Here is a 26,847-nt window from a genome sequence, read left to right as displayed (position 1 = left end):
GCATCCTGCAACACCCCAGGTTTTGCGGTGATTGCTGGACAAACAGCGACGTTGATTGGCCGCCTTGGTCGAAGGTGATCTAGCTTATTAGAGAACTAAGCGTATATTTGCGGCATTAATTACCAAGTGATTTGAATTTAATTCACTAATTGAGGCGGCAATGTTTTCTTCTGAACGGCTTAAAGGGATTGATGTTTTCGTGAGCGTGGCCGACTTGGGCAGCTTCACTGCAGCGTCTGAGCGCCTTAACCTGACCAGTTCTGCGGTGAGCAAAAGTGTTGCGCGGCTTGAGGGGCGTCTCGGCGTGCGCCTGTTTCAACGCACGACCCGGCGCTTGTCACTCACTGAAGCAGGGGAAACCTTCTATCGCACCTGTACCGCCGTATTGACCGACCTGGAAGAAGTCGAGCTGGTGCTGACTTCCGAGCAACTTGAACCTCAGGGTAGGGTGCGTATCGACTTGCCTGCCTCTTACGGCCGCTTGCATGTATTGCCCTTGATCCTTGACTTCGTCAAACAGCATCCCGGGTTGCATCCTCAGGTGTCCTTCTCGGATCGCTTTGTCGATCCAGCGCAGGAGGGCATCGACATCGTGGTGCGTATCGGTGGTTCGGATGCCTGGGCCGCAAATCTGGGGCATCGCTACTTCGGCCGCCAGCGTCTTATTTTCTGCGCATCACCTGAGTATTTACAGGCACAAGGCACACCGCTGACTGCGCTGGACCTGGAACAACATCGGTGTATTGGCTACGGCCAGAGTGACGGCCTGGTTGGCCCCTGGTTTTTCAAGGGCCGCCAGGCGGGTGACATAGAGCGCAGAGTCATGCCTGCACATATTGCCGTGGGCGACGGCGAAGGCGAGGTGATGGCAGCGCTTGCCGGGCTTGGCATTGCCCAACTGCCGACCTGGTTAACCCAGCGTCATCTGGATGCAGGAACCCTGGTCGAGGTATTACCGGAACTGGCCACGGATAGCTTACCGATGAATCTGGTGTGGCTGAAAAGCCGTGAAAACCTGCCCAAGGTGCAGGCACTTGTTGAGTACCTAAGCGCCAGGCTCGAACCCACGGGCTGCACGCTTCAACCTTAGTCGCTCTACACTGGATTGAGGGGTAAGCGACAACGATCGACCTTCCACCAGGTCGGTAGAAGCTTGCGAATGGCGGGTTGATTAAAACGGTCATCGATCAAATAGACCACGCCTTGATCCTGCACCGTCCGAATAACCCGGCCTGCCGCCTGAACGACTTTTTGCAGACCCGGATACAAATAGGTGTAGCCATAACCCTTGGTGCTGCCGAACATGGCTTCCATGCGCAGCTTGACCTGTTCATTGACCGGGTTGATTTGCGGCAGGCCAAGGGTGGCAATGAATGCGCCAATCAGGCGGTCGCCGGGTAAGTCGATACCTTCACCAAATGCACCGCCCAGGACCGCAAAACCGATGCCTCGACTGCTGGTGGTAAAACGATCAAGAAATGCCTGGCGCTCAGCTTCATCCATCTGCCTGGACTGCTGCCAAACCGGGATATCGGGATGTGCCAGGCGCAGTTCGTCTATGGCCGCTTGCAGGTAACTGTAGCTACTGAAAAAAGCCAGATAGTTGCCGGGGTTCTCCCCATATTGGCGGGCGATTAATGCCGCAATCGGCTGCAAGGAGTAGTCGCGATGGGCGTAACGGGTGGATAGATTGCTGATCGCCTGGACCTGCAGTTGTTCGGCACTGAAGGGGGATTCCACATCGATCCAGGGGGTGTCTTCTGGCAGGCCGAGCAAGTCGGCGTAATAGTTGGCCGGGCTCAGGGTTGCAGAAAATAACGTGCAGCTGTGTGCATCCTCGAAGCGTGGTGCCAGGAACGGCGCAGGCACGATATTGCGAATACAGAGGGTCGAAACCACTTTGCCTGAGTGCTCATCGCGGCTTATATCAAACAAGGAGTGGGGGCCAAAGGCTTCGGCCAATCGGCAAAACAGCATGGCATCCAAATAGAAATGCAGCAGCTCTGTGGCGTTGCCTGCGGGTTGTTCGCTGAGATGGTCGGTAAGGGTGCTGACGGCTTTTTGCAGCGCCATGACAAACAACTCCGGCGCCATCGGATAGACCTGATACGCCACTTGTTGCTCAAGCTCCAGCTGACGCCAGTGCCGGCTAATGCGTTCGAGCGGGGCTTTCATCACCTTGGGCGCAATAGACCGCACGGCTTCAAACCGCTGCTGGTTGAGCTCTGCGGTATACATGCCGCGCGCCCGCTCAATCAGGTTGTGCGCTTCATCAACCAGCAAGGTCACCCGCCATTCATTGAGCAGTGTCAGGCCATACAACAGGCCGCCCATGTCGAAGTAATAGTTGTAATCACAAACCACAACATCAGCCCAGCGACATAACTCCTGGCTCAGGTAGTACGGACAAATATGATGCGCTAGCGCAACGCTGCGCACATTCTTATGGTCGAGCCATTGCCCTTCGAGCGCCGCTTGGCGCGCAGCAGGCAGGCGGTCATAAAAGCCCTTGGCCAACGGGCAAGATTCGCCGTGGCAGGCTTTATCAGGATGCTCACAGGCTTTATCCCGGGCAACATGCTCAAGCACACGCAGCGGCATGGCGGTCTCCTGGCTGCGCAAGGTGTGTAGCGCATCCAGGGCTAAACGCCGGCCCGGTGTTTTAGCGGTGAGAAAGAACAAACGATCAAGCTTTTGCTCAGCAAACGCCTTTAATTGAGGAAACAGGGTGCCCAGGGTCTTGCCAATTCCAGTGGTTGCTTGCGCCATCAAACAATGGCCGTCGCGCGCTGCCCGGTAAACGGTATTAGCCAACTGGCGTTGGCCGCTGCGAAACTGCGCGTGCGGAAACTTGAGGTTGTGCAAGGACTGATCGCGACGCTGGCGATGCGCCTGTTCGTATTGCGCCCAATGAATGTATCGGCTGCATTGCAGGGCAAAGAAGGCCTGCAGTTCATCGGCGCTGAGGGTTTGGTGAAACGCCGTCTCATGTTGAGTCAGCACATTGAAATACACCACAGCCAGGTTTATTTCCGGCAACCCTTGCTCGGCACAGAGCAACCATCCATACACTTTCGCTTGAGCCCAGTGCAGTAACCGGTGGTTTTCAGGTATGCGGCTGATATCGCCACGATGGGTTTTGATTTCCTCAAGCAGGTTCTGCTCCGGATCGTAACCATCAGCGCGGCCACGCACCTGTAGCCCTTGATATTCGCCGCTCAAGGGTAATTCGGGGAAATAGCCAGGACCGCGCCTAGCGACCACAATGGCATGGCCAGTCATGCCTTCTTGCGCCGTGGGCGAGGGCGTGAAGCGCAAATCGAGATCACCAACCTTGGCGGTGAATTCACAGAGGGCGCGTACTGCGACCTGATAATTCAAGCGTCAGCCCACTGCACATAGCAAACATCTACCGGCATCTGGTGTTCAGCACAAAACGCCAGCCAGCGGCGTTGGTTGTCTTGTAAGCGGTCACCTGGCCCCTTGACCTCAATCATGCGGTAGCGCTTTTGTGTCGGCCAAAATTGGATCAGGTCAGGCATGCCCGCACGATTGGCTTTGATATCGACCAATAAGCGCTTGAACCACGCCAGCAAGTGCTCGGCAGGCAGGCATTCAAGGGCTTGCTCCAACAAGGTTTGATCCAATGCGCCCCAAAACACAAAGGGCGACTGAATTGCGAATTTGTCTGCGTAGTTTTGCCGAATCAGGTCCTTGTAAGCTTCTGATTTCAGCTGTTCGAGGCTGCGACTAAACAAGGCCTCGCGCTGGGGGTAAAAGTCGCTGCTGAGCAGATCAACCGGACCGGTTTGAAACGGATGGAAAAAAGCACCCGGCACCGGTGCGAAGATGGCCTGCCAGCAGAGCAGTCCAAACAGGCTGCAGACCAGGCTATTTTCAACGTAATGTACGGGTGCGTCAGGCTGGTCAAGGTGCTGCGCCACTGCAAACTCAACACTTTCGTGCTCTGGCTTGGGTAAGACCAAATCAATCCGTGCCTGGCCTATTGATTTGGTTTTAGCTGGCACGGGCTGTCCCAGTTGGCGGGACAGGCGCGTCAGGGCGCGGGCCACAGCTTGTGCTTCTGCGTCATTTTCCGGCGCTTGCAGCGCTTGGTTAGCCAATTCATAGGCCTGCTGCTGACGTCCAAGACGTTCCAATACACGGACTTGCCGCACTCGTGCCCCGACGTAGCGACAATCTGCATAAAAGGCCAATGCGCTTTCGAACTGCGCCTCACGCTCAAGGTGCTGGCCCATGCCGAACAACAGCTTGTTGCGCCGCGATGCGAGAAAGGTGGTGTCACAGGCTAAAGTTCTGATTCGTTGCAGAATAGGTTCAATTGCTTCACCTGCCTCGAATAGCTCGCGGCATTCATGTAGTTGCAGATAGCAGTCAACATCTGCCCGGCTGCGAAAGGCGCGGGAGTCTGCACTGAGTTCAACACGCTCATAACGGAAGATTCCCAGCTCAGCGAGGACAAATTCCGACCAGTCCTGGCGTAGGTTACCGAAGAACATCAGCCGTAGACGTTGACACAAAGGATCGATGGTCAGCGACAGTATTTGTTGATCACTGGTTGGGCACCAGCTTGCAAAGGCACGAGGTTCGGGCTGTTCATCTGCAAGCCGCTCGAACATCTGGGCTTTGTTCATGGAGGCTTTCAGGAGGAATTGCTTGCCTAGATGCACAACAATTTCATCTTTGCGCAGCAACTTGAACAAGTCTTCCAGGTTCAGTGTTGCGTCATGTTCTATCCAACCTGCATCGAGCAAGGGCTGGGCTGCTGAACGGCTGCAGGAGATTTCGTCATAGCTCAGCTTATCGAGGCGAAAATGCCTGCCTTTGCGCATGATCATGCGTACCAGCAACGCTTGTGACTGAGTATCGATTCGCAAAAACTGCTCGATAAACCGGGACTCTGGCTCATCGAGCAAATCGGCATAGCGCTGTTGCAGCCACGTCAGCGCCTGCTTGAAATTTGCTAGGTAATAAAATCTGGGGTCGTGTAGCGACTGCATAGCCGTGCCGGTTGCTGATTGCATGGACAAGGGTCATGCACAGTGGATAGGGAACGCTGCGAATTATCCCCACAGTTTAACCCTGGCTGTTTTTTTATACAGTACTAATTTGCTGCATTTGCCCAACGGTAGCTTCGGGCCTTTAGCGGTTTGAGCTGCGGTGCGGCTTATTGATGTGCTATTTCAATGCACGCCAGCTTTGCCTGAAGCCATGAGTCGATTTATTGATAGTCAAAACCTGCATCGGCAGCCTATGGATTACCGATGCAGGTTTACTTGCTTGCAGGACGGCAATCAGGGCTTTGATTCCCCTGATTCGGACAGCGCAGCCTTGACCAGTGGGTGCAAGTTATTCTGCGCTTGTAAAGCACTCAACTCATTTCGCATGGCTGGTGTCCAGAAACTTTGTAGGTGTTGGCGGACGCTGCTTGCCGCCTGATCGGTACCTGCTTCATGAGAAAAGAATTGCGCAATCTGATTGGCCATTTTAATCAGGTTTTCACTGCTCATTTACCCACTCCAGCTTTCTCGGAAAGGCGACGCTGTTTGAGTAACCGGTGTTGTTCATCACTGAACGCCTGATAGCGCTTTTGCCATTCAGAGGGGTGATAAACGCGTGACACTTCGACCGCAGTGACCTTGTACTCCGGGCAGTTTGTGGCCCAGTCAGAGTTATCAGTGGTGATCACATTGGCGCCTGATTCCGGGAAGTGGAATGTGGTGTAAACCACACCTGGCGCCACACGCTCGCTGACCTTGGCGCGCAACACGGTTTGCCCAGCACGGCTGCCAATCCCAACCCAGTCATCGTCATTGATGCCACGGCTTTCGGCATCGCTTGGATGAATCTCCAGGCGATCTTCTTCATGCCAGGCAATGTTGTCAGTTCGCCGGGTCTGAGCGCCGACGTTATATTGGCTCAGAATCCGGCCGGTGGTGAGCAGAAGCGGGAAGCGGCTGTTAACCTTCTCGTCGGTAGGCACGTAGCCGGTGAGCATAAAGCGGCCCTTGCCGCGCACAAACTGGTCAATGTGCATGGTCGGTGTGCCTGCGGGGGCTTGGTCATTGCACGGCCACTGCAGACTTCCTTGACGATCAAGCTCGGCATAGCTGACGCGCGAGAATGTCGGCGTCAGCCGGGCAATCTCGTCCATGATTTTTGCCGGGTGTGAATACTCCATCGGGTAACCCAAGGCATTGGCCAAGGCCATTGTCGCTTCCCAGTCTGCTTTGCCAGCCAGCGGCTCCATGACCTTGCGCACCCGGTTTATCCGGCGCTCGGCGTTGGTGAAGGTACCGTCTTTCTCAAGAAATGAGCTGCCCGGCAGGAAAACATGGGCGAATTTGGCCGTCTCGTTGAGGAAAATGTCCTGCACGATAATGCACTCCATCGACGACAAAGCCGCGGTTACGTGCTGGGTGTTCGGATCACTTTGCGCGATGTCTTCGCCTTGGCAGTAGAGTGCCTTGAAACTGCCATCCAAGGCGGCTTCGAACATATTCGGGATGCGCAAACCCGGGTCTGGTTGCAGGCTTACATTCCAGGCTGCTTCAAACTCATGACGCACTGTTTCGTTGGAGACATGCCGGTATCCGGGTAGCTCATGGGGGAAGGAGCCCATGTCACAGGAGCCCTGTACATTGTTCTGGCCACGCAGCGGGTTAACCCCAACACCTTCACGACCGATGTTGCCAGTGACCATCGCCAGGTTGGCAATGCCCATCACCGCCGTACTGCCTTGACTGTGCTCGGTAACGCCCAGGCCATAATAGATCGCTGCATTGCCACCGGTGGCGTAGAGGCGGGCAGCTGCGCGTATTTGCTCGGCAGGCACACCACAAACTGGCCCCAAAACTTCGGGGGCATGCTCCGGCAGGCTGACAAAATCGCGCCAGCGGGCAAAATCTGCATCCTCGCAGCGTTCTTCAATAAAGCGCTGGTTGATCAGCCCTTCGCTGACAATCACATTGGCCAACGCATTGAGCATGGCCACATTGGTGCCGGGCCGCAGTTGCAGGTGCAGTTCAGCCCGGGCATGGGCCGAGTCAACCAGGTCGATGCGCCGCGGATCAATCACAATCAGACGCGCGCCTTGGCGCAGGCGACGCTTGAGCTGGGATGCGAATACCGGGTGAGCGTCGGTGGGGTTGGCGCCCATCACCAGAATGACGTCAGCCTGCATCACCGAGTCGAAATTCTGGGTGCCAGCTGATTCGCCCAGGGTTTGCTTTAAGCCGTAGCCGGTGGGGGAGTGGCAAACGCGGGCGCAGGTGTCGACATTGTTATTGCCAAAGGCTGCGCGAACCAGTTTTTGCACCAGATAGGTTTCTTCATTGGTGCAGCGGCTGGAGGTGATGCCACCAATGGAGTCACGCCCGTATTGAAGTTGTATGCGGCGTAATTCGCTAGCGGCGTAATTGACCGCTTCATCCCAGCTGACTTCTTGCCAAGGGTCGTCGACATGTTTGCGGATCATCGGTTTGGTGATGCGGTCCGGGTGGGTGGCATAGCCCCAGGCGAAGCGCCCTTTGACGCAAGAATGGCCGTGGTTGGCATGACCATTCTTGTCCGGAACCATGCGTACCAGTTGATCGCCTTTCATTTCTGCGCGGAACGAACAACCCACGCCGCAATAAGCACAGGTGGTAATCACGCTGCGTTCAGGTTGACCCAGTTGCACCACGCTTTTTTCCATCAGCGTAGCGGTTGGACAAGCCTGTACGCAGGCACCGCAAGAGACACATTCCGAGTCAAGGAAGTTATCGCCACCTGCTGCAGCCACTCGCGATTCAAAGCCACGGCCGCTGATGGTCAAGGCGAAGGTGCCCTGGGTTTCTTCACAGGCGCGCACGCAACGGTTGCAGACAATGCACTTGCTCGGATCGTAGTCAAAGTAGGGGTTGGACAGGTCTTTGCTGTCATCCAGGTGATTGGCGCCGTCGTAGCCGTAACGCACTTCGCGCAGGCCAACCTGGCCTGCCACGGTTTGCAGTTCGCAGTTGCCGTTGGCCGAGCAGGTCAGGCAATCGAGCGGATGATCAGAGATGTACAGTTCCATCACATTACGACGCAGCACGGCGAGTTTGCTGGTCTGGGTGCGCACCTGCATTCCTTCGGCCACCGGCGTGGTGCATGAAGCGGGGTAGCCGCGCATGCCCTCGATTTCCACCAGGCACATGCGGCACGAACCAAAGGCTTCCAAACTGTCGGTGGCGCAGAGTTTGGGGATTTGGCTGCCAAGCAGTGCCGCAGCGCGCATCACCGAGGTGCCCGCAGGCACGCGGATCTCGCGACCGTCAATAGTCAGACTGACTTCTACAGCGCTTTGGCGCTCAGGCGTGCCAAGGTCGATATCAGTTTTCGGATCGAACAGGCTAATCATTTGACGGCCTCCGTGGTGGCCAAGCCGAAGTCGGCGGGGAAGTGCTTGAGTGCGCTGGTCACGGGGTAGGACGTCATCCCGCCGAGTGCGCAAAGCGAGCCGTATTGAAGGGTGTCGCACAGATCCCATAACAGCTGGGACTGTTCCTCTCGGGCGGCGGGTGCCGTGCTGGCTATCAGCCGGTCAACCACTTCAACACCTCGGGTCGAGCCTATCCTGCACGGGGTGCATTTACCGCAAGATTCTTCTGCGCAAAACTGCAACGCAAACCTGGCCATTTGCGCCATGTTCAGGCTTTCGTCAGCGACCACAACACCCCCATGACCAAGCATGGCACCGATGCCGGCCAAGGCTTCATAGTCCAGCGGTGTGTCAAACTGGGCGGGCGGTATCCAGGCACCCAGAGGGCCGCCAACCTGAGCGGCTTTAAGCGGCCGACCGCTGGCTGTGCCGCCGCCATAACCTTCGATAAGTTCACGCAGGCTCAGGCCAAAAGCGCGTTCCACCAAGCCGCCATAACGCACGTTGCCAGCCAGCTGAAAAGGCATTGTGCCCAGGGAGCGGCCCATACCAAAGTCGCGATAAAACTGTGCGCCACGGGCCATGATCACGGGCACAGAGGTTAGGGTCAGTACGTTATGGACCAGCGTCGGCAGACCAAACAAACCTTCCAACGCCGGCAGCGGTGGCTTGGGACGAACGGTGCCGCGCTTACCTTCAAGCGACTCAAGCAGAGCGGTTTCTTCACCGCATATATAGGCACCCGCACCGACGCGAACTTCAATGTCGAACTGCCGTGCGCTGGCAAAGATATCCGCGCCCAGGTAGCCTGCCAGTCGAGTGATTTCCAGTGCATGATTCAAGGTATTGATTGCGTCCGGATACTCCGAGCGCACATAGATGTAACCCTTGCTCGCGCCAACGGCGAGGCCAGCAATGGTCATGCCTTCAATCAATAGAAACGGATCGCCTTCCATCAGCATGCGATCGGCAAAAGTACCGGAATCACCTTCATCGGCGTTGCAGACGATGTATTTTTGCGCGGCTTGTGCATCGCGCACTGTGCGCCACTTGATCCCGGCGGGGAAGGCGGCGCCGCCGCGACCGCGCAGGCCTGAATCCAGTACGACGGCCACTACATCGGCGCCATCGAGCTTGATGGCTTGTTCTAGCCCCTTGAAGCCGTCGTGAGCCAGATAGTCATCCAGTGACAGCGGCCGCGTGATACCCGCGCGGGCAAAAAGCAGGCGTTGCTGGCTTTTCAGGTAGGGAATATCTTCAACCAGGCCCAATGCCCGTGGATGTTCGTTTGAGTCAGCACTCAACGCATCCAGCAGGCTGGGCACATCCGCACGGGTGACTGGGCCAAAGCCGAGACGACCATTGGCGCTTTCGAGTTCCAGCATGGGTTCAAGCCAGTACAGGCCTCGTGAGCTGGTGCGTTGCAACTCAAGCGCCAATCCGCGCTGCTGCGCTTCTTGAATCAAGGCGTTCGCCACCTCATCGGCGCCAACCGCACGGGCCAGTGAATCGCAGGGAATAAAGAGCTTCAGCATGCTTGACTCTCCAAACAGCGGCTAAGCAGATCATCCAAGCGCTCTGGTGTCAGGCGAGCATGCAATCGACCATCTATTTCCATGGCGGGCGAACAGGCGCAAGCGCCCAGGCAGTACACCGTCTGCAAACTGACCTGAGCGTCGGCGCTGTCGCCATTCTCATTGAGTGATAGTCGCTCCTTGAGTTGCGCGGCCAACTGTTCAGATCCCATGCTTTGACAGGATTCGGCCTGGCACAGTCTCAAGGTGTGCGGTGCTGGAGGCGTCGTGCGGAAGTCGTGATAGAAGCTGATAACGCCCTGAACCTCAGCCTTGCTCAGGTTGAGCGCTCTGGCGATATGGGCAACAGCGATGCTCGGAATGTAGCCCGCACCCTGTTGGATCGCATGGAGGATCGGTAACAAAGCGCCCGGCGTGTCTTTCTCTTGGGCCAAAACGCGGTTGATCAGGGGCAGGTGCAACGCTTCATCAGGCATACAAAGGTACCTTGGCATCACGAACAGCACTAACCTAAAGATTAGACGTTCGGAGTCATTGGCTACGGCGAACTGACCTTTTCACGGCATTCGGTCAAAAGAATCGCCATCTATGTGCTTCGGCCAAGTATCTTGAGTGCACCTGGTCCGAGGCTGGCTTTAAGCTTGCCACTGACGTGAGCCGGAAATAGCGCCTGAGCGACTTTTCACGTCCTGAAACCGACTTGGTTGCTTAGTACGGTGGTTCGTCACTGTAATGACGTCACTAGGCGCGATATTTAAGATGCATTGCCTAGCCCTGCGGGTAGCGAACCGAATCAAAGCAGGCTGGATCCTCATCCAGGTATTTTTTCATTCGTCGCCAGAGTGTTGTGGTGCTGATGCCAAGCCGCTCAGCGGCGGTTTGGCGATTTCCTGCGGATGTAGCCAACGCGGCGAATAGAATCTCTTTCTCCGTGAGAATACGCTGTGTTGGAGTGGTGGGGGCTATGGTTGATGGCGTAGGCGCGATGTCATCAAGCGCTTCCTCCAGCCAATCGGGCGTCAATGGGCTGCACTGACTCATCACTCGCAGCCTCTCAACGATATTACTGAGCTGGCGAACATTGCCGGGCCAATCGTAATTGCAGAGTCTAGGAAGCAACTCAGGCCAGGTGCCAATCAAGTCACCCGGTGCGTCTTGCAGCAGGTGCTGTACCAGGTCAGCAATATCCTCGCGGCGCTCGCTTAAGGTCGGCAGTCTGAGTTTCAGTACGCAAATACGGTAGTAGAAGTCTTCACGGAACAGGCCTTTGGCGATTAATGCCGGTAAAGGCTTGTTGCTTGCTGTAATGATGCGGATATCCACTGGCGTAACCTTGTCGTCACCCATGCGGATAACCTTGCGTTCTTGCAGCGTGCGCAAGAGTTTCAATTGGATATCTACAGAAGTTTCGCTGATCTCATCGAGAAACAGCGTACCGGTATGCGCCAGTTCGAAAACGCCAGCACGGCCGTCGTTGGAGGCACCGGTGAAGGCGCCTTTGACATAGCCGAATAACTCACTTTCCAGCACACCTGGGGCGAACGCAGCGCAGTTGATTGCAACGAAAGGGCCATTACGACGTTTTGAAGCGTTGTGAATGCCCTGAGCGAACAGCTCTTTGCCGGTGCCCGTTTCACCTTCGATCATCAAGGTGCTGTCGACACCTGCATAGGTGATCGCCAGGCGTTTGGCCTTTTGCAACGCCGGGCTGCTGCCAATAATGTCGGAAAACTTGCTGTCGGCCATGTGTTGGCCAGCCAGTGCGAGACGCATTTTCCGTTCAATCGCCTTGATATCCGTCTGGCTTTGCAATGTAGCGACGGCGCCGATTACGTGGCTGTCCAACATGATCGGCGCAATGCTCAGTGTCAGGGATAACCGACCGACTTCTATCAGCGCGCCTCGCACCGCTTTACCCTGCAGCAGTGCCTGTTCGAAGTAGCTATGAAACGGCAACTCGGTAACTGCATCGCCGCAGTTGACTGTGCTCAGGTACGTTCTGGCGACACTATTCATGCGAGTCACCACGCCCGTGCTGTCGATGCTGAATATGCCCTCGGTTACGCAATCGAGAATGGACTGGATCATCTCGTAGCGGCGTTGCAACTCCTGACGTTGGACCTGGCGTTCATCTTCTATCTGTAACAGGTGAAGTGCCTCATCTATGGCCTCGACAGCAGAGTCACTGTCGGAGTCTGACATGACGTAATGCATACCGCGCGACTTGACCGGCTGTTCGAGGGATAGCCCGCCAATTGCGACTTCGATGCCTTGCGCTAGCAACTCATCAAGCATGGATTCGGTACTTTGTGTACTACCAAGCGGGTCGATGAGGCAGATCGAAGCGCCCGGCATAAAAGGGCGTGATTTCTCCAGAATTCTGGCATAGCCCTCAGACGTGGCTAGAAATGCAATCTTTGTCGAGATTCGCGAAGCTCTTTCGTAAGTGTTGATGCAATCGAAGAAGGTGTGTTTGACCTCAACGATCGGGACGCGAAAATGCTCGCGAAGCATAAGAGCTGTCTTGCCACGACTGATTAGCACCACGGCGCCGTTATCGATCAATTGTCGCGCAGCTCGAATAGCATCATCTTGGGCTGCTTCGACTATAGGCAGCGTTAACTGACGTGCCCGCAAGCTGTCATGCATCACCTTTGTCATGGTGCTGGAAGGTGCAATCACAGCAATACGATCAGCCACAGATTTCAGAAACAACGCAGGGTTTTCAGATTTCATTTAATTCTTATTTGTTTCATTGGGGGTTAATGAAATGAAGTGATATGAAATATCCAAGCCTACGCTTTTACTCCGCTCAAACAATATGCAAACCTCAAAAGCCTCAATAGATATCTGATTTTAAAAGATTATTTATTTTTTTATGGTTCAGCGAAGCCTGTATGCATTTCGCTGGCATATGCCTTGCTCTACCTCATGGTAAATAAGATCAAATAAGAGGTAGATCATTTATGGAACTGGTATTCATCGGTTTCGGCGAAGCTGCTTACCATATTGCGATGGGCCTGAGCGCAGAAGGAAATATCCGTCTTGGGGCATTCGACGCCTACAAGGATGACCCAAAAACCGGACCTTTGATCCAACAGCGAGCTGCACAGGCACAGATCACCTTGTTCGATACCTTGGAAGAAGCCTGCTGTGATGCACGCTTCATCATCTGCCTGACCAGTGCCACCAGTGCACTTGCATTAGCCGAGCGCATCCTCCCACTGCTGAAGTCGGGGCAACATTATGTTGACATGAACTCAGCTGCACCTGCCGTCAAACAAGCCATCGAGCAATTACCGCGCGCCGCTGGTGTCGGTTTCTGCGATATCGCGGTAATGGGCACAGTGCCTGGCAATAACCATCGTGTCCCAATGCTGTTGGCGGGGAGTGCGGCGCAAGCGTTCGAGCAGGCTTTCACGCCGCGCGGAATGCGCCTTACCGTACTGGATGCTGCGCCTGGTGCAGCGTCGGCCATCAAAATGCTCAAGAGTGTAGTTATGAAAGGCCTACCGCAACTGCTTTTGGAGTCCTTTCAAGGCGCCGAGCGATTCGGTGTGCTCGATACCCTAATTGCCTCGCTGGGCGACTCACTCAACGGTAAAACCGTTGAACAACTGGCCACGACCTTCACCGCCCGCACCTTGATCCATGCCAAGCGTCGTGGTGCCGAACTCGACGATGTGGTGGCGACCCTCGAGTCCGTTGGTGTTGATGCCAGCATGTCCATTGCGACCCGTAATCAACTGGAAAAGCTCGCCACGCGTGACTGGGCCAGTCTGCTGGGGCCGGGCGGCAGTGACCTGAATTATCGCGATGCCATTGCCCATCTCACCCGTAAATCTGAGGTCTCCTAACGTGAATACAGAGCATTATTTAGCGCTGCCAGAATTAATTCCCGAAGATATCCTGAACCGCTTTCGCAAGCTCAGCCCGGCACAACTTTGTGACGGCATGCAGAGCCTTGGCATCCCGCGTAATGGCTGCATGGATAACAACCTCATGCCATTGGATGAAGGCAAGATCATGCTTGGCACGGCTTGTACGGTCGATACCGAAGAGGGTGACAATTTCCCCATTCACCTGGCCATCTACCAAGGACAGCCAGGCTATGTGCTAGTGGTGGCAGGGAAAGACTGCCGTGACCGTGCCTATATTGGTGATCTGATGGCAGGCGCGGCCCAAGCGGTCGGGTTAAACGGTCTGGTTATTGATGGTTGTGTGCGTGACAAGGTGCCATTAGCGAATCTGAATATTCCGGTGTACGCCAAGGGCTTTATGCAGCGCAGCCCGGCCAAGCAAGGTCCCGGCAAGATAAACGTCACTGTATTCTGCGCCGGTGTTGAGGTCGCGCCTGGTGATTTAGTGTTTGGCGATTACGATGGCGTGACTGTGGTGCCTCGTGCCCGTTTGCTTGAAGTGCTCGAAGCATCGGAGAAGAAGGATGCCTATGAAGCACAACGCCGAGAAGTCATCGACCAATATGCCCGCTGCCGCACCAATGGTGAGCCGCTGCCTGAATTGGCACCCGCCTGGGTGACAGCGCTTCTCAAACACAGTTAATGCCTTGCGGAAGCCGTATTGCTCGGCTTCCAGTTCAATTGCTTGCGCCCTATAAAAATAAAATTGGGAGATACATGGATGCTAACTGCTCTCGGCTATTTATTGATCGTTTCGTTTCTGATCTTGGTCATTAAGCAAAAGCTTTCACCTTTTACAGGCCTTATCGTCGTTTCATTGGTCGTTGGCGTTTTGACCTGTCTGGCCATCGGCGTTCCCATCGAAACCCTGATCACCTGGGTTAAAAACGGTCTTTTCTACTCGACCGATACAGAGGGGAAGGTGTCGCTGGGCACCATTAATCCGACGGTGATGATTCTCTTCGCCATCCTGTATTTCAGTCTGATGATGAACGTTGGACTGTTCGACCCCTTGTGTACTTTCCTGATACGCAAGGCTAACGGTGACCCACTAAAGATTATTCTGGTCACCGCGTTCACCTCATCTGTAGTGACCCTCGACGGTGATGGCACTACGACTATCTTGATCATCACCAGTGCCTTCCTGCCTCTTTACAAACAGATGGGAATGAAGCTTTCGAATCTGGCGATGCTCATTATCTTGCCTTGTGGCTTGGGTAACTGCCTGCCTTGGGGAGGGCCGCTGGCACGTGCGGCTGCGGTACTCAACCTAGAGGTGAATAGCCTGTTCGTGGCGATTCTGCCGATTCTTGGGGTGTCGTTCGTTTATGTTTTCTTCATGGCGTACCTCATGGGTCGCAAGGAGCGTGAGCGTCTCGGCTATGTGCCTGGCAAGCGGGCTATTGTGACTCCGCAACAAGTGGAGGAAATGGTTACGGTCATCGAAGAGAACGACAAGGAATTCAAGCGCCCCAAATTGTTCCTGTTCAATCTGGCCTTGACCATCGCAATGCTGGTCGTTTTGCTAGCCGGTTGGGCAAGTGGCGCAATCATCTTCATGCTTGGCACTGCAATCGCTTTGGCAGTGAACTACAGCGCTACTGAACAGCGTGACCGCATTACTGCAAATGGTGGTGACGCCATTGCCGTCGCGTCGATCATTATGGCCGCTGGTTGCTTCTTGGGAGTATTTAACGGCAGTGGCATGGCCGCTGCGGTTGCCCAAAGCATTGCCGGGATGATCCCTGAGTCAATGGGTAGCCACACAGCGCTGATGTTCGCGTTCTTGGGTGCAATTGCCTGCTACGCCTTGCCAGTGGATGCCTATTATTTTGGCATTCTTCCGGTAGTAGCCCCAATCGCGTATCAGTTCGGGATCAGTCCGACCGAGATTGGTGTCGCTTCGTTTATGGGGCAGGCACTGCGCTACGCGAGCCCGACAGTGGCGTGGCTGTTCTTGCTGATGAATCGCACAGAGATGACCTTCGGCCAATACCAGAAAGAGTTTTTTAAATGGTCGCTACCGATGTTCGGGATATTTATCGTGACAGCTATTGTTACTGGTGAGTTGCCAGTGGGATGACAAGCGAAAGCGTTTAAGAAACTAATGCCCAAGTCGCAGACGAAAAATCCGCGAACTGGGCATTAGTATATGCCGGGTACAGTCTCGTGACTTAGTTTGGAACGAGTTCACAGCCTAAAGTCTAAACAGGCTGTCCCGGGTACCACGGCTCAGAACACCATTTACAGGATGCTAAGCGGGTATTCGATGAAGGCACGAACCTCGTTCAGATCCGGCCCTACGTCGTTGCTGGCGCGATAGATAGAGTTGCGCAGACGAAAGGAGAGATCCTTGGCCGGGCCATCTTGGAGCACGTAGCTGACCTGGTTAAAGATTTCACGCTCAGTGCCATCGCTGCCAGTGCCGCTGTCGATGTTATCGCCGCGTACATAGGCAAACTTATAGCGCAGGCCCGGTACGCCGTACTCGCTGAAGTCCAACTCGTAGCTGGCCTGCCAGGAGTTTTCGTCCTTGAGGTTGAAGTCAGAGTAGTAAGAGTTGGCCAAATAGATGGTGCTACCGCCATCGCCGTAGTCATAGGCGTAACCGGCATCGCCAGAGCTGCGCTGATGGGCAAGGATAAATGCGTGGGCGCCGATGCTGTATTTTGCTGCCAGGCTCCAGATGGTATTGCGGTCGTTATCGCCATCACCGCCAAAATCGGCGGCGGCAATCGAGCCGTCATCGTATTTGGTGTGGTACAGGTTGAAATCGAAATTCAATGCCTGCTCAGCCGCGATCGGCAGGTTGTAGTTGAGGTTGACGTAGGATTTCTCGAACTCATCCTCGACATCGGAGTAATACAGCGATGTGACGATATTCTCGGTCACAGCGTAAGTGCCGCCGACAACATCAATGCTTTTCAAGTGATTCGGGTCCCGTGACGAGTCAGCCATTGGGCTGTCAGCGGTAAAGCGCCCGGCATTGAGTTCCAAGCCTTCAATTTCGTTGCTGGTCACCAATGTACCGGTGAAAGACTGTGGCAATAAGCGGCTGTCGTCATAGGCCAGAACGGGCAGGGAAGGGAACTGGTTACCATACTTGATCACGGTGTTGGAGAATCGCAGTTTGACTGCAGCGCCAGCTTGCGAGATATCGTCAACCGGGCGACCGTCGCTGTAGGTGTCGAACATTGCGCCATAGTTACGACCGCGACCGCTGTCCAGTTTGATACCGAGCAACCCGAAAGCATCGACACCAACGCCAACGGTTCCCTGGGTAAAGCCTGACTCAAAGGTGCCGATAAAGCCTTGGCCCCAGGTTTTGGCGTCATTGACCCCGTCTTTGTAATCCCGATTGAAATAGGTGTTACGCAGCAACACATTGAGGCTGCTGTCTTCGACAAATCCTTTGGATTCCGATTGCTCGCTGGCGTACGCAGCGCTGGTCCCTATCGCGCTGCATGCACAGGCGATTGCAATGAGTGTTTTATTGAACATAGCTGCTCCTAGCGATCTTCTAATAGTTGTTCACAGTGTGGCCCATAACATCACCCGTGGTCCGGTTGATATCATTAGGCATAAAAGGCAGGGGAGTTGCACATTGATCTTTATAATTACGGGTCGTTCGTTGCGACGGAAAATAAATAGCATTTATTGAAAAATCGATCTATTCGATGAACATGATATTTACTATCAGCAACTATGATGGTTGCTTGTCTCTTTGGCTCTGTATTCTGTCGCTGATGAATTTACGAACCTGCACTGCTTTGCATCAGCGGTGCAGCGTGCTCCGTTCATCAATCCTTTGTTTTTTTAACCGCCTTAACAGGCGGTTTTTTTCTTTTGGCTCAGTGGTTTGCTGCAGTAAGAATTGTTCGTCAGGATGCACTCTTATTTTATTAACATGCGCCTTATGGCCATAAAATCAAGTGTTCGATAATCGCCAGAAACTATTAAACGGTTCTTGCGTTTTTATTGCGACGCCTGCTAATGATCGCTGCCTTGGGTTTTCGCCTCAACACAGTTATATCCAGCACCGTAGTTTTCAGCGGTTGCTTAGCGGGCGCGGATGTTATTCAGTCTCGCTAACTCTTTAGGGAACCTCTTAAAAAGGTAGCGAGCGACGAGAGTACAAGGCAAAAAAATGCGAAAAAGCGGAGTTTAGTTGGCCTAAATGAGCATTTTGAGCAGTTTTTTAACGCAGTAATATCGAGCGCAGTAGTTTTTCAGAGGTTCCTTAGCCGCCTGACTTTTAAGCAAGTGTTGTATCAGTGAGCGAGCAATACCGGCCTGCCAATGCATCACGCTGCATTGACTGCAGGTTTATCTCAATGGTTTCGCAGATGGATTCCATTTGGATCTGGTGCTCGCTGTTGTGAAATGGACTTTGTAAGTCAGTACCGATTTGTTCAATTGCCAGCAACATAAATCCCACCACAGTGGAGGCCACAGGCGTGAACCAGCCTAACGACTCCACCAAGCCTATTGGCACTATCACGCAGAATAGCGAAATAAACAGCCGTGGAAAGTAAACATAAGGGTAGGGCAGCGGTGTATTGGCAATCCGCTCCATTCCGCCTTGGCTGTTGGACAGATCAACCAGAGTCGACTCCAAACGCGCCAAGCGAATGCTATCCAGGCGCCCGGCCTTATATTCCTTAGCGAGCAAGGCTGCTGAGCCATTCAGAATATCGTTGGCAAAGTTGTTGGTGGTGCCACAGCGGGCAAACTCTTCAAAAGGAATAAATGCATTGACCTCTTTGGGGCATGGCTTGCCCCGCAAGTGAGCTGCCAAACAGTTCACATAGGCCACATGGCGGCGCAGCAACGTTGATTTTATCGGGTTGACCTCATCGCCGAGGTCATCCAGCAACGCCAGAACCTGGCGAGCAAAACTGCGTGAACTGTTGACCATGGCGCCCCACAAGGTCCGCGCCTCCCACCAGCGGTTGTAGGCACTGCTGTTGCGAAAGCTGATCAGCACGACCAGTGCAGAGCCTAATAAGCTGAGAGGCATCAACGGCAACTTGATCTTGCTGTCGAGAAACAGCATGAAGTCGACAGTGACTGCGATGTCCCAAAGCAACAACCAAAATAGTGACCAACCTACATAGCCAAGGGTTTTGATAATCAGGCGATATTTTTTGGCGATGGCAGCTTTCAAACTGAAACCTCAGGTCTGTGTTGAGCATCGATGCAAGGCTCTATCTCGGACGCTTCAAGCAATCAAAAGGTTCGATCGCCAACCTGATTCGGATGATTTAACAGCGGCCAGATCAATTGAAGACTGGAACATAGGTTGCAGTTTGCAGAAGGGGCTTGGGCTGAACCCCTGCACCAGCTTGAGCGAAGCTCAAAATTGACTCGTGGGCAACCACCGAGCTGCAGTCATATTTTTTTACACTTGATCAAGCTGCAAAACCATTCTCGTATTGCATCGCTATCCGCCTATCTAACTGAGCACTTCGCTGCTAGTGCCGTTGCAGTCGGTGCAGCGCTCGTTGCGGTGATTGGCATGCCCGGCATTGCAACGGCTCCATCTCCGCTTTGGCTCGCATGTGCCGTGACGCTGGTGGGATCATGTACCGGCTTGGCTTCGCCTCCCATGGGAGCCGCAGTGGCCGCTGTCGTCGAACCAGAGCGATAGGAAGCTACCAACACTGTTATTAATTCCGGTACAGGTGCGGGAGTTGTGCTTTCGGGGCGGCCTACATCATGCTTACAGGTGTTTATCTGGTTCGGGGTGTTTCGGTTTTACCTGAGCATCCCACAACGGGACTGATGATTGGATTCCTTTGCATCGCTATCGGGCAGACCGCAGGCGCCCCGATTTTCGGACTTTTAATGGACAGGTTTAGGCTTGACTACGCCGTCTGTTTTTTGCGTGCCTTGCCTTCGCGGCAGTAATGGTGCGAAGAGGGCAGTGGAGCCTGAGTTTGCTTAAATTCAGCTGCTTCAGTGTTCAGCCAAATAATCCTCACATTCGTGAGGATTATTGTTTTTATTGGTCGCAAGTCAAATAAAACCTCATGATCGTGCGGAATTATTGAAAACTGCGGTCCGCTCGACTAAAGTCCACACAAGCGTGTGGACTTTTTGTCCTTCCGCATCCAGTAAGAAGACTGCGACCAGAGGTTCTTCAAATGAAAATCGACATCGAATCTGCTGAGCAAGTAGGGCGGCTCATACGAGCCAGCCGCAAGGCCATGCAGATCCGCCAAGACGATGCGGCAGGCATTATCGGCGTCTCGGAAAACTTCCTCGGAAAAGTTGAGCGTGGCGGTGAAACAGTCCAGTGGGGCAAGCTGTTTCAAGTGATGCAGGGGCTTGGTCTGTCGATAACGATCGAGGTCCCGGAGCAGTTCGCTGACGATATTCAAAAGGTGCTCACCGACACGCAGAAGAAAGCGGCTCAATCCGCAGCTAGTGCCCAGTTCAATAAGCCTGAGGCGGGCTGATGGAGCGTGCACTTAATGCCTGGATCAACCAGACGCTTGTCGGCACACTGCGTGAAAGCAACGGTTTATGGGCCTTTTGCTACAGCGAACAGTGGCTGGCCGATCCGTTTAGTCATCCTTTGTGTCCACTGCTTCCTCTCCAGAGCGAAGAGCATTGCGACGGTGCGACGACTCGTCCAGTGCAGTGGTATTTCGATAATCTGTTGCCAGAGGAGGGGCAACGGCAACTCATCGCCAAAGTCGCACATGTTGCAATTGAGGATGCCTTCGCCTTACTGCAGCATTTCGGCGCTGAGTCAGCCGGCTCCCTGACGCTTTTACCACATGGGCAAAAGCCCGGGCCTGGAAGCATGGCGGCGCTGCCCGACGCCGAACTGTCGAAACGCATCACGGCGATGCCTAGAATCCCCCTGGCCGAGCAGGCAGCCAAAAAGATGTCCCTGGCGGGCGCGCAACACAAGGTGGCTGTCATTTACAGAGATGGCCAGATATTTGAGCCAACCGGGAGCGAGCCATCGACCCATATACTCAAGCCCGATCACCCCGATGATTCCTGGCCACACAGCGTAATCAACGAATGGTTCGTGATGAAGCTGGCTGAGCGGGTTGGGTTACCTGTACCTAGCGTGCATCGCTTATATGTACCACAACCGGTGTACCTTATTGCGCGTTTTGACCGGCTTGAACAAGAGCACGGATGGGCGCGCCTGCACTGTATCGACGCCTGCCAATTAACCGGGCTTTCCAGAGAATTCAAATACAGCGCTGGAAGCATGGAGCGCATTGCAGATCTGGCCGACCAGTGTAGGCCTGCAGCGCTGGCCAGGCTGCGGCTGTTCCAATGGTTGATCTTTAACGTGCTGGTAGGCAATGAAGATGCACACCTGAAAAACCTTAGTTTCCTGCTCTCCGCAAAGACTGTGCATTTGTCGCCGTTCTACGACTTGCTGTGCACAGCGGTGTATGGCACACGTGCTTTTGAGAAGGATCAGTGGCCAGCTCATTCTGAGCTGGCCTGGCCAATTAATGGAGCGCAGCGTCTGCTGGATATTTCCGTGCCGTTATTAGTCAGTGCTGGCGAATCCATGGGAATCAAGCCAACAACTGCGCGTGACAACATTCAAAAGCTGGTAGAGCGCGTGGACATAGAAGCCCCGAAGTTGTTGGATGAGGTCATCCAAGAGAATGAACAACTGCTGCGTAACAGACCTGAACTTGGGCCTACCTTAGCCGGCGAGATTCGGCTGCTGCGAGGTATCAATGCAATCGTCATCAACGAGATGACAGCGCAGCTTGAAGGCTGAACGACGGAGCCTGTAAATCTTGATGACCCATACTGGGATGTATTTGATCTGAAAGCCACACTAGGCGGAGGCGTCGTTACAAGGCTGTCATGACATAGCAGCAGAATACTTGATTTAACATAATATACATTATGCGAAGTGACAGATATTCAATGAAGGCCACTCTCGTGCCAAATTCACGTCTGCTGCTAAGCATTGTTTTGATTTTTAAAGAACAACAAACAATTGATTCAAGCTCTTGAGTCTGTCCGCTTGCGAACGATGACTCTTGGCAACCTGGTACATCAGCGAATCGTAGCTTTTGGATATGACTGGCAACAGGCAGCTCTCATGAGCTGCCTGTCATAAACACTAAACCATCTGCAGTGTTTTGCTCGTGGTTGTTTCCAGCGCCTGATCCAAAGCCTGTTGGAAGCGCTCCACCAGCAAATCTATTTCTTCAGCCTGAATCAATAACGGCGGCAGGAAACGCACCACAGCACCGTGACGTCCGCCCAGCTCAAGGATGATGCCCAGGCGCAGGCACTGTTGCTGTATGGCTGAGGCCAGTGCCGAGTTTGCCGGCGGCACACGACTGCCATCAGCGGCGGCGATTATTTCTACACCAACCATCAATCCACGGCCACGCACATCACCGATGCATGAATAGTCAGCCTGCAATTGCCGCAGCTGGTTTATCAAGCGTTCGCCCATAGCGGCTGCATGGACTGGCAGATTCTCGCTAATAATGTGGCGCAAGGTTGCTGTGCCAGCAGCCATGGCCATTTGATTACCACGGAATGTGCCTGCATGGGCGCCTGGTTTCCAGCTGTCCAGTTCCTCCCGGTAAACCAGTACGGATAACGGCAAGCCACCACCAATTGCCTTGGACAGCACCAGAATATCGGGCTCGATATTGGCTTGTTCGAAAGCAAATAGGCTGCCGGTTCGACCCAGGCCCGTTTGCACCTCGTCGATGATCAGTGTGACCCCGTACTTGCGGGTCAGGTGGCGCAAGCCTTGCAACCAGCGTAGCGGTGCGGGAATCACACCGCCCTCCCCCTGGACGACTTCGACGACCACGGCTGCCGGGGGTAATACACCGGATTCCGGGTCGCTCAGCAACTGCTCTATATAGTGCAAACCTGCGTCTATCCCAGCCTCGCCACCCAGGCCAAAGGGGCAGCGATAATCGTAGGGATAAGGCAAGAACTGCACTTCCGCCATCGCTGCGCCCAAGGCCAGCTTGGGCCCCAGATTGCCCATCAGGCTCAATGCGCCATGGGTCATGCCGTGGTAGCCGCCGGAGAAGGACAATATCGGGTTGCGCCCAGTTGCAGTACGAGCCAATTTGAGCGCCGCCTCTATGCCATCGGCCCCGGTCGGGCCACAGAACTGAATGCGGGCGTGCTGGGCAAAGCTGGCGGGCAAGGCAGCGAATAAAGTTTCGACAAAGCTATCTTTGACTGGCGTAGTCAGGTCCAGGGTATGCAGGGGCAAACCAGAATCCAAAGTCTGCCGCATGGCTGCGATAGCCTGCGGATGATTGTGCCCAAGTGCCAGGGTTCCGGCTCCGGCCAGGCAGTCCATAAACAGTTGCCCTTGAGTGTCCTGCACATAAAGGCCGTGGGCTTCCTTTAGCGCCAGCGGGATTCGTCGCGGGTAAGAGCGCGCATTGGATTCGCGGGCGGCCTGGCGCTGCAAGTAAGCGTTGTTGTTTAACTCGCGCGGGCCTTGTTGGCGGAAGTGTTCAAGGTTAAAAGTGGCGCTGGACGGAGGCAGGTTCTGGATAGATTCCACGATAAATTTCCCTTGGGAGTGGCAAGATTTCTGGGCGATAGCCCATGGCTTTACACAGCCGCATGCCAGGACCGGCGTTGTGGGCCGAGTTGGTGTTGAATCAGGTTCAGCAGTTCTGCCTCGCGTTCGAATAGATAGAAGTGTCCGCCCTCGAACAGCTGGGTCTGAGAGCCCGCCTGGGTTTCGATTGCCCAGGCATCAAGCAATGCCAGAGGCACGTTGGCATCGTCGCGACCGGCCAGTACGCTGATCGGACAAGTCAAAGCTTGTTCGGGGCGATAACTGTAGTTCTCGCAGAGGGCGAAATCGGCGCGAATGATCGGCAGGAATAACGCCAGCCATTCCGGGTTGTCGCACAGCTCTTCAGGCAGGCCATTCATGCTGCGGATATGCTCAAGAAAGGCCGCATCCGGCAGATCGGACAGGCGCTCACGCCAGCCATGAACCGAGGGTGCGGTGCGTGCGGAAACCAGCAACGTACTGGGCGACAAGCCGCGCTTTTGCAGGGTTCGTGCGGTCTCGAAGGCCAACAGAGCGCCCATGCTGTGGCCAAAGAAGGCAAAGTGTTCTGGCCCCTGCTCTGCATGCTCTATTGCCTGAGCCAGCATGCTGACCAACGCATCAAGCGATGTGGCCGGATGTTCACCGAAGCGCTCGCCGCGCCCCGGCAGCTTAATCAGGGCCAACTCGATTTCCGCTGGCAACTGAGTCCGCCAATGCTGATACACAGTGTGCCCGGCCCCTGCATAAGGGAAGCAATACAGTCGTATTCTGGCTGCAGATGCGCCGCGCAACAGCGAAAACCAAGGATTGGGGGAAGCAGGCATTTGCGTCCTTAATTTGGCAGGCAGTTGATGGTTCGCCCGAGCGTATGCCTAATCTAAACACAATCTAATGCGAATGATAATACCTATCATTCGTTTTAAATAATAATTTAACGCGAATCCCCCGCTTCTACTGCCGAATCATCTAGATCAAGGGTTCGATAGAACGCTTTCTATGCATCATCAAGTGCGCTAAAAGCCCACCACAGGCGAATGCGCAACCCTCGCCGACAGACTGGCTATGGCTGTGATCGGATCGAATGATTGGTTAACAGCCGAGGTGGCAATGGTCATAACAGCGCGCATCGTTTCTGGCACTGAGGCGGGAGTGGTTCAAGTGCACGGCAGTGCTCTATCGCACCGAGATGATGATTCTGAAAGCAAGCCTGATTGAGCTTGAAAGCTGCCGGGGAAATCCAGAGGAATTCAGACTGCGGTGAAAGCGGACGCGGAGAATTGGCTTCCCCGCGTCCAGGGTTTTACATGTCGTAACGTAGAATCACACCCAGCGTTCGCGGGGCGCCGGCATCAATGATGTCGTCATTACGATTGTTGGTGATGTATTCCTTGTCGAAGACGTTTTTCACGTAGCCCGAAACTGCGACGTTCTTGGTGACTTTGTACTCGGCATTGACGTTAGCCAGCCAATAGTTGTCGCTCTTGTATTCGTCAATGACCTTACCGGCGGCGTCGAACTCATATTCCGAAGGCGAGGTACTCTGATAGACAACGTCGGTATTCAGGGTCACGCGATCATTCCAGCGATAGGTGGCGCCCATGGTCATCTTGTACTTAGGCGAAAACAGAAAGTCTTCGCCGCTCATGTCGCGGCCGTCGCTGGTGACAAAGTCCTTGTATTCGCCATCGGTGATGGAGGCACCGGCGTTGAGGGTCAACTGTTCGCCGAAGTCTTTTTCGACAGAAACTTCCAAGCCCTTGATATCACTGCGACCGGCGTTGAATACGTCGAGATACTCGGTTTGTGGATTGAGCACGCTGACCTGCTGGTCTTTCCACTCGGTGTAGTACAGGTTGGCGCGGGTACGCAGGGTTTGATTCATGAACGAACCCCGGTAAGACAACTCGTAGTTGGTGGTGTATTCCGGATCGTAGGCTTCGTGACCGCTACCAGCGCGAACGTTTACGCCACCGCCGCGATAGCCGCGCTGCACCATGAACCCCAGGTACTGGTGGGCAGCCAGCTCATAATCGAGACCGAGTTTCGGCAGGACTGCATCAGCGGTCTGCTTGTCTTTGCCTGGCTCGGAGAAGTCATCTTGCTTGACGTTGGTATCGTTGGTTTCGTGGTCGTAGCGCAGGCCGGTGATCAAGGTCCAGCGCGGAACGAAGGTCCAGTTGACTTCACCAAACACGGCCTTGTTTTCGATGGTGGTGTCACCTTTGACGACGCCGAACAATCTATCACCAAAGAACAAACGGTCGTGGAAGTCGTTGGTGTTGTGGCCGTAATAGAGGCCAGCAAAACTTTTCACCGTGTCGCCATCGTAGTTCAGGCGCAGTTCCTGACTGAACAGGCCACCCTCCTGCTGGCGCAATACGAATTGGTCCGAGGAGGACGACTGGTCAAAGTCCAGGCGAGCGTCGTAGTCCGAATCGGTATTGGCCGTGAGGCTGGTAATGGACCAGCTATTATCCAGGCGGTAATCGACCTTGGCGCTGAAGGTGTCTTGCTTGAGCTTGTCGTAGGCCTCGGTGTTGGAGTCGATTTTGTAATAACGAACCCTGTCGCCCTGACGGATGACTGAATTGTCGCCCTTGCGGCTTTCACCGTGGGCATAGGTCAACAGCACGTCGGTATCATCGTTGGGCAAGATCAGTAACTTGCCGCGCGTGTTTGCGGTGCGAGTCTTGTTGGCATCATCGCCATTGAACAGGTTCTCGATATAACCATCGCCTTCCTGATAGTCGACGGCGATACGGCCGGCAATCTTGCCGTCAATGATCGAACCGCCCCCTGCGACCGCCCCGCCCCGCTCGTTATAGTTACCGCCATTGGCTTGTGCGGAAAAACTCGGTTCAAAGGTTGGGTTCTTGGTCTGGATAACGACCGCGCCGGCCAAGGAGTTACGGCCTTGGGTGGTGGACTGCGGGCCGAGAAACACTTCGACTTGCTCCACATCCCACAGCGGTACGGGGCTGAGAGTCAGTGTGCGGTTCGGTTGCACGGCGCCGTCGACGAACACCGAAACCGCACCGTTTAGAGCGGCTGGCCCCTGGTCATCGAAACCAGAAACAGGTACGCCACGGATACCCCAGTTTTCGTTACCGGACTGGTTGTAGACGCCCGGTGTACGAGCGAACACATCAATCAGGTCGTGATCCTGCTTCTCGCGCAGTTGTTGCTCGGTAAACACCGCCACGCTCGACTGGGTTTGCTCCAGGCTGCGGTTGATTTTTTCACCTGTAACAGTGACTGGAGCCAACTCCACCGAGTTAGTCTCCTCGGCCGCCCATACGCCGCTGTTGGCCAGGCATACGGCCGACCCCACAGCCAGTGCGATTGTATTTTTCTTGAAATTCACGCCCCGTTCTCCTTTGGCAAACATAAGTATTTTTTCTTTTGTCTTGAACGCTGATG

General features: G+C 54.5%; 18 protein-coding genes. 6 read left to right on the top strand and 12 right to left on the bottom strand.

What is annotated here, in order from left to right; translation table 11 throughout:
* Positions 1-160 precede the first annotated feature (160 nt).
* Positions 161-1,090 carry a LysR family transcriptional regulator gene (locus AACY26_RS05510; protein ID WP_339511848.1) on the top strand — a complete coding sequence of 310 codons (930 nt, stop codon included), beginning with the start codon at positions 161-163 and terminating at the stop codon, positions 1,088-1,090.
* A gap of 5 nt (positions 1,091-1,095) precedes the next feature.
* Here the strand turns inward: AACY26_RS05510 and AACY26_RS05505 are convergent, their stop codons facing one another.
* The 7 genes from AACY26_RS05505 to AACY26_RS05475 form a co-directional block, all read right to left on the bottom strand.
* The gene (locus tag AACY26_RS05505) at positions 1,096-3,381 is read right to left on the bottom strand and encodes an ATP-dependent DNA helicase (RefSeq protein WP_339511846.1); all 2,286 of its coding nucleotides are present in this window, start codon (positions 3,379-3,381) and stop codon (positions 1,096-1,098) included.
* Positions 3,378-5,045: a VRR-NUC domain-containing protein gene (locus AACY26_RS05500; RefSeq protein WP_339511844.1), complete on the bottom strand. Its 1,668-nt coding sequence runs from the start codon at positions 5,043-5,045 to the stop codon at positions 3,378-3,380. Before AACY26_RS05500 ends, AACY26_RS05505 begins: the two co-directional genes overlap by 4 nt.
* 270 nt (positions 5,046-5,315) lie before the next feature.
* Positions 5,316-5,531: a formate dehydrogenase subunit delta gene (locus tag AACY26_RS05495; protein WP_339511842.1), complete on the bottom strand. Its 216-nt coding sequence runs from the start codon at positions 5,529-5,531 to the stop codon at positions 5,316-5,318.
* A complete protein-coding gene (gene fdhF, locus AACY26_RS05490) occupies positions 5,528-8,404 on the bottom strand; it encodes a formate dehydrogenase subunit alpha (protein ID WP_339511840.1) in 2,877 nt (958 codons plus the stop codon). Before fdhF ends, AACY26_RS05495 begins: the two co-directional genes overlap by 4 nt.
* A complete protein-coding gene (locus tag AACY26_RS05485) occupies positions 8,401-9,960 on the bottom strand; it encodes a formate dehydrogenase beta subunit (protein WP_339511838.1) in 1,560 nt (519 codons plus the stop codon). Before AACY26_RS05485 ends, fdhF begins: the two co-directional genes overlap by 4 nt.
* Entirely contained in the window at positions 9,954-10,436 is a 483-nt protein-coding gene (locus AACY26_RS05480; RefSeq protein WP_339511836.1) for a formate dehydrogenase subunit gamma, read from the bottom strand. The genes AACY26_RS05485 and AACY26_RS05480 overlap by 7 nt, the downstream gene beginning before the upstream one ends.
* Positions 10,437-10,728: 292 nt before the next feature.
* The gene (locus tag AACY26_RS05475) at positions 10,729-12,696 is read right to left on the bottom strand and encodes a sigma 54-interacting transcriptional regulator (RefSeq protein ID WP_339511834.1); all 1,968 of its coding nucleotides are present in this window, start codon (positions 12,694-12,696) and stop codon (positions 10,729-10,731) included.
* Between the two features lie 230 nt (positions 12,697-12,926).
* Between AACY26_RS05475 and AACY26_RS05470 the strand changes: the two genes are divergently transcribed.
* From AACY26_RS05470 to AACY26_RS05460, 3 genes are read left to right on the top strand one after another with little or no spacing between them, the layout of a single operon-like run.
* Entirely contained in the window at positions 12,927-13,817 is an 891-nt protein-coding gene (locus AACY26_RS05470; RefSeq protein ID WP_339511832.1) for an NAD(P)-dependent oxidoreductase, read from the top strand.
* 1 nt (position 13,818) lies between these two features.
* Positions 13,819-14,523 (top strand): RraA family protein, encoded by a 705-nt coding sequence (locus tag AACY26_RS05465; RefSeq protein ID WP_339511830.1) that lies wholly within the window; start codon positions 13,819-13,821, stop codon positions 14,521-14,523.
* An 18-nt stretch (positions 14,524-14,541) separates the two neighbouring features.
* Positions 14,542-15,963: a CitMHS family transporter gene (locus tag AACY26_RS05460; RefSeq protein WP_339511828.1), complete on the top strand. Its 1,422-nt coding sequence runs from the start codon at positions 14,542-14,544 to the stop codon at positions 15,961-15,963.
* A 161-nt stretch (positions 15,964-16,124) separates the two neighbouring features.
* Here AACY26_RS05460 and AACY26_RS05455 read toward each other — a convergent pair whose 3' ends face one another.
* A complete protein-coding gene (locus AACY26_RS05455; protein WP_339511826.1) occupies positions 16,125-17,381 on the bottom strand; it encodes an OprD family porin in 1,257 nt (418 codons plus the stop codon).
* A 754-nt stretch (positions 17,382-18,135) separates the two neighbouring features.
* Positions 18,136-19,047, bottom strand: coding sequence for a bestrophin family protein (locus AACY26_RS05450; protein WP_339511824.1), 912 nt, complete (start codon positions 19,045-19,047; stop codon positions 18,136-18,138).
* A gap of 979 nt (positions 19,048-20,026) precedes the next feature.
* Between AACY26_RS05450 and AACY26_RS05445 the strand changes: the two genes are divergently transcribed.
* Together AACY26_RS05445 and AACY26_RS05440 are read left to right on the top strand one after the other, a co-directional pair.
* Complete coding sequence (locus tag AACY26_RS05445) at positions 20,027-20,341, top strand: transcriptional regulator (RefSeq protein ID WP_339511822.1); 315 nt, start codon at positions 20,027-20,029, stop codon at positions 20,339-20,341.
* Positions 20,341-21,645 (top strand): HipA domain-containing protein, encoded by a 1,305-nt coding sequence (locus AACY26_RS05440; RefSeq protein ID WP_339511820.1) that lies wholly within the window; start codon positions 20,341-20,343, stop codon positions 21,643-21,645. Before AACY26_RS05445 ends, AACY26_RS05440 begins: the two co-directional genes overlap by 1 nt.
* A gap of 351 nt (positions 21,646-21,996) precedes the next feature.
* On the opposite strand, the gene AACY26_RS05435 is transcribed toward AACY26_RS05440, so the two are convergent.
* The 3 genes from AACY26_RS05435 to AACY26_RS05425 all read right to left on the bottom strand — a co-directional run bounded on the left by AACY26_RS05435 (position 21,997) and on the right by AACY26_RS05425 (position 26,791).
* The gene (locus tag AACY26_RS05435; protein ID WP_445261288.1) at positions 21,997-23,406 is read right to left on the bottom strand and encodes a diaminobutyrate--2-oxoglutarate transaminase; all 1,410 of its coding nucleotides are present in this window, start codon (positions 23,404-23,406) and stop codon (positions 21,997-21,999) included.
* A gap of 68 nt (positions 23,407-23,474) precedes the next feature.
* Positions 23,475-24,251: a thioesterase II family protein gene (locus tag AACY26_RS05430; RefSeq protein WP_339511816.1), complete on the bottom strand. Its 777-nt coding sequence runs from the start codon at positions 24,249-24,251 to the stop codon at positions 23,475-23,477.
* A gap of 476 nt (positions 24,252-24,727) precedes the next feature.
* Entirely contained in the window at positions 24,728-26,791 is a 2,064-nt protein-coding gene (locus AACY26_RS05425) for a TonB-dependent receptor (protein ID WP_339511814.1), read from the bottom strand.
* Positions 26,792-26,847 lie beyond the last annotated feature (56 nt).

The sequence above is a fragment of the Pseudomonas sp. RL_15y_Pfl2_60 genome (assembly GCF_963970595.1).
Classification (GTDB): Bacteria; Pseudomonadota; Gammaproteobacteria; order Pseudomonadales; family Pseudomonadaceae; genus Aquipseudomonas.
This window is presented reverse-complemented; position numbering and strand designations above follow the sequence as displayed.